General features: G+C 71.0%; 7 protein-coding genes. 4 read left to right on the top strand and 3 right to left on the bottom strand.

From position 1 onward, the window contains the following. Nucleotides 1-517, bottom strand: a 517-nt coding sequence (locus AB0H12_RS44865) for an AMP-binding protein (protein WP_499632810.1), incomplete at its 3' end; no start/stop codon positions are given. Between the two features lie 226 nt (nucleotides 518-743). Between AB0H12_RS44865 and AB0H12_RS44860 the strand changes: the two genes are divergently transcribed. After that, nucleotides 744-2,252, top strand: coding sequence for a M28 family peptidase (locus tag AB0H12_RS44860; RefSeq protein WP_499632808.1), 1,509 nt, complete (start codon nucleotides 744-746; stop codon nucleotides 2,250-2,252). Nucleotides 2,253-2,329: 77 nt separating this feature from the next. On the opposite strand, the gene AB0H12_RS44855 is transcribed toward AB0H12_RS44860, so the two are convergent. Beyond that, nucleotides 2,330-3,376: a MupA/Atu3671 family FMN-dependent luciferase-like monooxygenase gene (locus AB0H12_RS44855; RefSeq protein WP_499632805.1), complete on the bottom strand. Its 1,047-nt coding sequence runs from the start codon at nucleotides 3,374-3,376 to the stop codon at nucleotides 2,330-2,332. A gap of 224 nt (nucleotides 3,377-3,600) precedes the next feature. Between AB0H12_RS44855 and AB0H12_RS44850 the strand changes: the two genes are divergently transcribed. Beyond that, nucleotides 3,601-5,076 carry an aminotransferase-like domain-containing protein gene (locus AB0H12_RS44850; protein ID WP_499632802.1) on the top strand — a complete coding sequence of 492 codons (1,476 nt, stop codon included), beginning with the start codon at nucleotides 3,601-3,603 and terminating at the stop codon, nucleotides 5,074-5,076. A 273-nt stretch (nucleotides 5,077-5,349) separates the two neighbouring features. Here the strand turns inward: AB0H12_RS44850 and AB0H12_RS44845 are convergent, their stop codons facing one another. Beyond that, nucleotides 5,350-5,829 carry a hypothetical protein gene (locus AB0H12_RS44845; protein WP_499632800.1) on the bottom strand — a complete coding sequence of 160 codons (480 nt, stop codon included), beginning with the start codon at nucleotides 5,827-5,829 and terminating at the stop codon, nucleotides 5,350-5,352. 216 nt (nucleotides 5,830-6,045) lie between these two features. Here AB0H12_RS44845 and AB0H12_RS44840 point away from each other — a divergent pair, with 216 nt between their 5' ends. Together AB0H12_RS44840 and AB0H12_RS44835 are read left to right on the top strand one after the other, a co-directional pair. After that, on the top strand, nucleotides 6,046-6,384 hold the full coding sequence (locus AB0H12_RS44840) for a hypothetical protein (RefSeq protein ID WP_499632798.1): 339 nt from the start codon (nucleotides 6,046-6,048) through the stop codon (nucleotides 6,382-6,384). Between the two features lie 64 nt (nucleotides 6,385-6,448). Continuing rightward, nucleotides 6,449-7,297, top strand: a complete 849-nt coding sequence (locus tag AB0H12_RS44835; RefSeq protein WP_499632796.1) for a hypothetical protein — start codon at nucleotides 6,449-6,451, stop codon at nucleotides 7,295-7,297. Nucleotides 7,298-7,322: the final 25 nt, after the last annotated feature.

Raw genomic sequence — 7,322 nt, 5'->3', positions numbered from 1 at the left:
ACGCCACCACATCGGCATCCGTCACCGCCACACCCTTCGGCACACCCGTCGACCCCGACGTGAACATCACGTAGCACAACCGCTCCGGATGGCCGCCGCCCGGAGCGGGGGTGGGCGGCTCGGCCGGTCCCTCCGCCAGGTCGTCCACCACGACGGTCGGCAGGTCGGAGGCAAACCCGGTGGCGCGGTCGGTGAGCACGAGCACCGGCCGGGCCGTGGCCAGCACCGCGGCGAGCCGCTCGGCCGGGTAGTCCGGGTCCACCGGCAGGTAGGCCGCACCGGACTTGACCACCGCCAGCAGCGCCACCACCAGGTCGACCGAGCGGGTCATGGCCACCACGACGACCTCCTCCGGGCCGGCCCCGCGTTCGACCAGCAACCTGCCCAGCCGGGAGGACCGGGCGTCGAGCCCCGCGTAGTCGAGCCGGTCGTCGCCGGCGACGACGGCGGTGGCCGCCGGGTCCGCGGCGACGGCGGCCTGGACGAGCGTGGCGAGGGAGGAGGCAGGTGAGCGCATGGATTCCGTCCTGGGGTCGACGGGGCCCGGTCGGGTCGGCGGCCCGCGGTGGTTCCACACTCGCCCACGGCCCGACCGGCGGACCCGAGCCAAATCCCGGGAAACTGGACCGTTTTGGCCGGCCCGCGGTGGAAAACAGTCCACTTCGACCGGCATTGGCCCAGGATCGTCCCGGCGCGTGCCACGACGCTGTGGTGGATCGCATGCCGCACAGACAGGAGACGCCATGTCCGCCACGAGCCGAACACCCCGACGCGCCGCAGCCGTGCTCGCCGCGACCCTGCTGGTGCTGCCCACCGCCCACGTCGCCCACGCCGGACCCGAGGGACCGGCCCTGGCTCGCGCGGCCACGCGGGCGGTCGGAGTGGACGCCGTGCACCGGCACCTGATCGCGTTCCAGCGCATCGCCGACCGCAACGGCGGCCACCGCGCACCCGGCTCACCGGGTTACCTGGCCTCGGCCGACTACGTGGCGGACAAGCTCACCGCCGCCGGGTTCACCGTGACCCGGCAGGAGTTCCCGGTCTCCTACTCCGAGCCGACCGCCGAGCACCTGGTGGTCGGCGGCGAGCGGATCGACGTCAACTACATGCTGTTCACCCCGAACACGCCGGTCGGCGGCATCACCGGCCCGCTGGCGGTGGTCGCGGACGAGGCGACACCCGGCTGCGAGGCCGCCGACTTCGCCGACGCGGACTACACCGGCGCGATCGTGCTGGTGCGGCGCGGGGTGTGCTCCTTCGCGGTGAAGCAGCAGAACGCCGCCGCGGCGGGCGCCGCCGCCACGCTGATCTACAACAACGCGGACAGCTGGCTGCGCGGCTCGCTCGGTTCCGACGCCGCCGCGCGCATCCCCACCGGCGGGCTGAGCGAGGCCGACGGCCGGGCACTGCGCTCCCGGGCGGGCCAGCCGGTATCGCTGGACCTGAGGCGGTTCGCCGAGGAGCGCACGTCGGTGAACCTGGTCGCGCAGACCGCGACCGGCCGCGCGGACAACGTCGTGGTAGCCGGCGCGTACTTGGACAGCGTCGTGGAAGGACCGGGCATCAGCGGCAACGGCACCGGTGCGGCGGCGTTGCTGGAAACCGCGCTGGCACTGGGCTCTCGCCCGAAGGCGGCCAACGCGGTGCGGTTCGTGTGGTGGGGCTCGTGGGAGTTCGGCCAACTCGGCTCGCGCCACTACGTGGAGCGGCTGACCTTCGAGCAGCAGCTGGACATCGCGCTGTACCTGAACTTCGACACCTTGGCCGCGCCCAACGCGGGCTACTTCGTCTACGACGGCGACAACTCCACCGGGCAGGGCCCGGCGCCCGGCCCGCACGGCTCGGCGCACATCGAACGGACCCTGGTGGACTACCTGGCCTCGGTCGGTGTGCGCGCCCAGGGCGAGGCCCAGGACCCGGTGTCCGACCAGCGCTGGTTCACCGCCGCCGGCATCCCGTCCGGGACGCTGTTCACCGGCAACCAGAAGCGCAAGACCGCCGCGCAGGCCGCCGAGTGGGGCGGGACCGCGGGTGCGCCGTTCGACACGTGCTACCACGAAGGGTGCGACGACCTCGGCAACGTCGGCCGGACCGCGTTGGGCCGCAACGCCAAGGCCGTGGCGTGGGCGGTGGCGAGCTACGCGGCGAGCACCGGTGGCGTGAACGGCGTGCCCTCGCGGGCGCAGCGCGCGGTCACCCGCTCGGCCGCGCCGCAGGCCTCGGCGGTGGCCGCGGACCTGTCCACGCGCTGATCCCGCGCACGGGGGCCGGGTCGTCCCGGTCCCCGTGCCCGTCAGCTGTCCGCCGCCGGGTGCTCAGCGCCGGTCGTTCAGTCCTGCCAACGTTCCCGCAGCCGGGCCAAGTGCTCCAGACCGCCCAGCACGGCGTCGGTGTCGCCGACGAAGTCGATCAGGCAGGCCACCTCGTCGACCCCGATGCCGGCCAGCACCTCCAGGGTGCGCGAGGCGTCCTCGACGGTGCCGAACAGGCCGCCCGTGTCGAAGTAGCGGTCGAAGGAGCGAGCCACCAGGAAGTCCACGTCCTCGGGATCGAGGTCCTCTGGCGCGACACCGGGCATCAGATCGCCGGAGGCGCGCAGGATCAGCCCGATCGAGCTGCGCAGGTAGGCGCTGAACGGCTCGTGGACGATCTCGCGCACCCGGTCGCGGTCCTCGCCGAGGAACGTGTGCAGCATCAGCACCACCCGGCCGGGCTCGGGGATCGCCGGACCCGCGGCGCGGAAGGACTCCCGGTAGGCGCGGATCTTCTTGCCCAGGTCCTCGGGCTCCTGGCCGAGCAGGTGGGTGAGCACGCCGACACCGCACTCCCCCGCCTGGCGGAACGTCTCGACGGTGCCCGCGCTGGTCAGCCACATCGGCAGGTCGGTCTGCACCGGCCGGGGGTGCACGCCGACCTCGACCTCCTGCCCGGCTCCGTCGACGACCGCGAGCGCTTCCCCCCGCCACAGGGCGCGCACCTCGTGCAGCGTCCGGACCAGCACGTCCCGGCGCGCGGCGTAGTTCTCCGGGCGCAGGGCGAAGTCGACCGCGTGCCAGCCCGAGGCCAGCGAGACCCCGGCGCGGCCCGCCGAGAGGTTGTCGACCACCGACCACTCCTCGGCGATCCGCAGCGGGTGGTGCAGCGGCGCCACGACACTACCGGCGCGGATGGCGACCCGCTCGGTGACCGCGGCCAGCGCGGCGCCGGTCACCGCCGGGTTGGGGTAGCCGCCGCCGAAGGTGTGGAAGTGCCGCTCCGGCGTCCAGACGGCGGTGAAGCCGTTCCTGTCGGCGAAGCGGGCGCCCTCGACCAGCAGGCGGTAGCGGTCGGTGTCCCGACCTGGGTCGTCAGCGAAGTAGAACAGCCCGAAGTCCACGCGATTCGCTCCTGTCCGCCGAGGCGATCCGCGAGCGCCGACCGCTCGCGGCGGTACGCCCGAAGTCTGCACCGCCGCCGAACGGCCCACCCCGGCCAATCCACCCCGAATTGGCAGGTGGATTCCCGTACCGCCATCCGGGCGGTGTTGCCTTCGGACCGGATCGTCACGCCGCGGTCGGGCGCTAACTTGACCCGCACCGACGACGAGCACGGGACGGTCAGATGGAGCGCTACCAGGACCCCGCCGAGCTGGTGGAGATCCTCGGCGATTGGGCGGGCACCACCGGGCCGCTGTACCGCAGGCTGGCCTCGGCGCTGACCCGCGCGGTGCGCGCGGGCGACCTGCGCCCCACGGAGCGCCTGCCCTCCGAGCGCGACCTGGCCAAGCTCCTGCACACCAGCCGGGCCACCGTGGTGGCTGCCTACGACGAGCTGCGCGGCCGGGGCGTGGTCGACAGCAGGCGCGGCAGCGGCACCAGGGTCAGCCGCACCGCGCCGCGCCCGCGGACGGGCGCCGACGGCCGGGTGCCCGGCGGTCGGGCCACGTCGATCTTCCAGCGGCTGGTGGACGGTCCGGGCGAGGTCATCTCGCTGTCGTTCGCGGTGGAGCCCGCCGCGCCGGAGCTGGCCGCGATCACCCGCACGCTGGTCGCCGAGGAGCTGGACGACCTGCTGGCAGACGTCGGCTACCACCCGCGCGGGTACGCGCCGCTGCGCGAGGAGATCGCCCAGCACTACGAGCAGTTGGACCTGCTGACGACGCCGGAGCAGGTGCTGGTCACCACCGGGGCGCAGCAGGCGCTGGGCCTGGTGACGCAGATGTACCTGCGGCCCGGCGCGGTGGTCGTGGTGGAGAAGCCGAGCTGGCCGGGCTGCCTGGACGTCTTCCTCGCCGCGGGCGCCACGATGGTGTCGGTGCCGCTGGACGACGAGGGCATCCGGGTGGACGGCCTGGCCGCCGTGCTGGCGCAGCACGAACCTGCGCTGCTGTACCTGATGCCGACCTTCCACAACCCCACGGGCCTGCTCATGTCGGCCAACCGCAGGCGGCGGGTGGCCGAGCTGGCGGCCCGCCACCAGGTGCCCGTGCTGGAGGACAACGCCTACATGTCGACGGGCGCCGACACCCGCGTGCCGCCGCCGGTCGCCGCGTTCGCCCCGCCCGCCGGCGAGGTGCTCACGGTGGGCTCGTTGGCCAAGGCGGCGTGGGGTGGGCTGCGCATCGGCTGGCTGCGCGCCTCCGTCGACGTGGTGGAGCGCCTGGCGCGGTACAAGGTGCGGGCCGACCTGTCCAGCCCACTGCTGGACCAGGCGCTGGCGGCCAGGGTGCTGCCGCGCCTCGGCGAGATCGCCGGCAACCGCTCCTCGGCCCTGCGCGCCCGCTTGGACCAGTTGCGCGAGCTGCTCACCGAGTTCCTGCCGGACTGGCACTGGCGGGTGCCCGACGGTGGGTCGGCGCTGTGGGTGGAACTGCCCGGAACCGACGCGCGGGTCTTCGCCCAGCTAGCGCTGCGGCACGGCGTGGAGATCGTGCCGGGCGCGGCGACCGACCCCACCGGCGGCCACGACAACTTCATCCGCCTGCCGTTCTCCCTGCCCTCGGAGGTCCTGACCGAACTGGTGCACCGCCTGAGCCGGGCGTGGAGCGACCTGCACCGCCGCGACACCGTCAACCTGCCGCTGCACCCGGTCGGCTGACGCGCCTACTGTGCCGACTTCAAAGCCGAACTGGCCGCGGCCGAGCCGGAAATCGTGCCCATCGAGAGCGCACGCCCGTGGTTGCGCTGGGCCCAGTCCTACATCGACGCGCTCGACCCACTCAGTCTCATGCCCGTCATGCCGGACCCGCCGACCCTCACACCAGATGATCTCCAGCCCTACCTCGACGGCTGGAGTACTCCTGGACCCACATTCGACCCTTGATCACTCCAGACGTGCTTATTTGTCTTCTTCTCGCAGATCCCGATCGCCTCAGCGATGACGACTTCGCTCCTGCCGGTCCGCGCGTCGCCTGCGCCGGTGTTCTGCATTAATAGCTTTCACCAAATTCAATCGGGCAGTGAACGCCGCCTTGGCACGTTCGTGCTCCTCTTTAGCCGCCACCAACTCACGCCGCGCCTGGCGCCACGCCTCTCGGGCTTCACGGTACTCTTGCGCAATCTGACGCTTTTTCTCCGCAAGGCCCCCCGGCCGGTCTTTTAGCTCATGACCCTCTTCGGACGCCCCGCGAGCCTCCTCGTGGTCACCCCAGTCGCGAGCCTCTCCCGACTGCTCGAATGCAGATTGGGCTTCACCGGTTTCATCATGCGCGACCTTTAGGGCATCAAAGCGGTTCACTAATTCTTGGTACCGAGCGTAGGCGGCATTGTGCACTTCTCTCAGCTGTCGACAGCGTTCGGCGGCGGTGTCTTTCGCTTGAGCGAGAGCGTCTAATTCGGTATCGCGTTGCATCGAAATTCCAAGGTTCACATGTGCATGAGGCGTTCAGTATGCCCCGCTGGGCCTAGCGTTGCCGGCCAGCGCAATCCATGGAACTGTTGACATTGTGACAGCATGACCACGTCCCCGGCCCTGTCACACCTTCGGGTGTATCGCGTGGTCCCGCCAGCGGCGTGAGCGATGTGAGAAGCGAGACTATTGGTCTACCCGCCCCGACCCACCAGGCCGATGCTTCGTTGTCCGCTTCGAATCGAGGACGTCACCCTGACCATCCGGCTCGCCACGTTCAACGTCGAGAACCTCTTCGCCCGGGCGAAAGCACTCGACACCGCCACTCAGGCCGAGGGCGGGCCCGCCCTCGCCGCCTTCGGCCAGTTCAACACCCTCGCCGCGAAGACTATTTACACCCCTGCGGACAAGCAGGCGATGCTGCAAGCCCTGGAGACCCTCGAGGTCCTCGTCCGTAGCGACGCCGGGCGCCTGGTGCTCAACCCCTCGCCCGTTCGAGGCATGGGCGCTGCTGCGGGAGAACCGCGGCGACTTCCTCACCCAACGCCAGGACCGTGACGTCGAGATCGTCGCCTCCGGGCGCGGCGACTGGATCGGCTGGGTCGAGCTGATCACCGAGCCGGTGGACGAGCTGGCCGTCCGGATGACCGCCAAGGTCATCAACGACGTCGCCGCCGACATCCTCTGCGTCGTCGAGGCCGAAGACCGCCCCTCACTGGCGCGGTTCAACGACGAACTGCTCGACCGCCGCTACGGCCACGCCATGCTGGTCGACGGCAACGCCCCCGCGGCATCGACGTCGGCCTCTACACCCCGCCCCCATCGACATCGCCTCCGTCAGGAGCCACGTCGACGACCTCGACCCGGACAACCCGGCCGTCCTCTGTTCAGTCACGACTGTCCCGTCTACCAAGTCCGACTACCCGACGGCAAGGACCTGTTCCTGCTGTTCAACCACCTCAAAAGCCAATCGTTCTCCAGCGGCAATCCCGACCCGCTGCGCAGCAGGCAATGCCAACGCGTCCGTGACATCTACGACCAGCTCCGCGCCGACGGCGCCGACCTCATCGCGGTCCTCGGCGACCTCAACAAAGGTCCCACGAACGACACCCCGCCCAAACACCCGACCCTGGAACCACTGCTCGGCCTCGGCACACCATCGTCGACACCGCCGCACTGCCCCTCTTCGACCCCGGACCACGACCCGGCACGTTCCAGTCGTGCAGCCTGCGCAACCGACTCGACTACATCCTCCTGTCCCCCGAACTCGCCGAACGCACCACCGCAGGCGGCATCAACCGCACCGGACTCTGGGGCAACCCCGACAACATCAACCCACCACAGGACTGGCACATCCACCCCGAGATCACCGCCGCGCGACACGCCGCATCGGACCAGGGACTGTAAATCGCTCCTCTGTCAAGCGGAGGTTGGTCGGGTAATCGTGGCGTCGATGCGTAGAGCGCGGTAGACGACGTCGGAGAGGTGTCGTTTGA

It is taken from the genome of Actinosynnema sp. NPDC023794, from assembly GCF_040639675.1.
Taxonomy (GTDB): Bacteria; Actinomycetota; Actinomycetes; order Mycobacteriales; family Pseudonocardiaceae; genus Actinosynnema; species Actinosynnema luteola.
The sequence above is the reverse complement of the archived record's forward strand: the minus strand, read 5'-3'. Positions and strand labels throughout refer to the sequence as shown.

What these genes read in the sequence shown, in the direction of transcription:
- AB0H12_RS44860 (WP_499632808.1), top strand. Translation starts at nt 744, where the DNA reads ATGTCCGCCACGAGCCGAACACCCCGACGCGCCGCAGCCGTGCTCGCC.
- AB0H12_RS44845 (WP_499632800.1), bottom strand. Translation starts at nt 5,829, where the DNA reads ATGCAACGCGATACCGAATTAGACGCTCTCGCTCAAGCGAAAGACACC.
- AB0H12_RS44840 (WP_499632798.1), top strand. Translation starts at nt 6,046, where the DNA reads ATGCTTCGTTGTCCGCTTCGAATCGAGGACGTCACCCTGACCATCCGG.
- AB0H12_RS44850 (WP_499632802.1), top strand. Translation starts at nt 3,601, where the DNA reads ATGGAGCGCTACCAGGACCCCGCCGAGCTGGTGGAGATCCTCGGCGAT.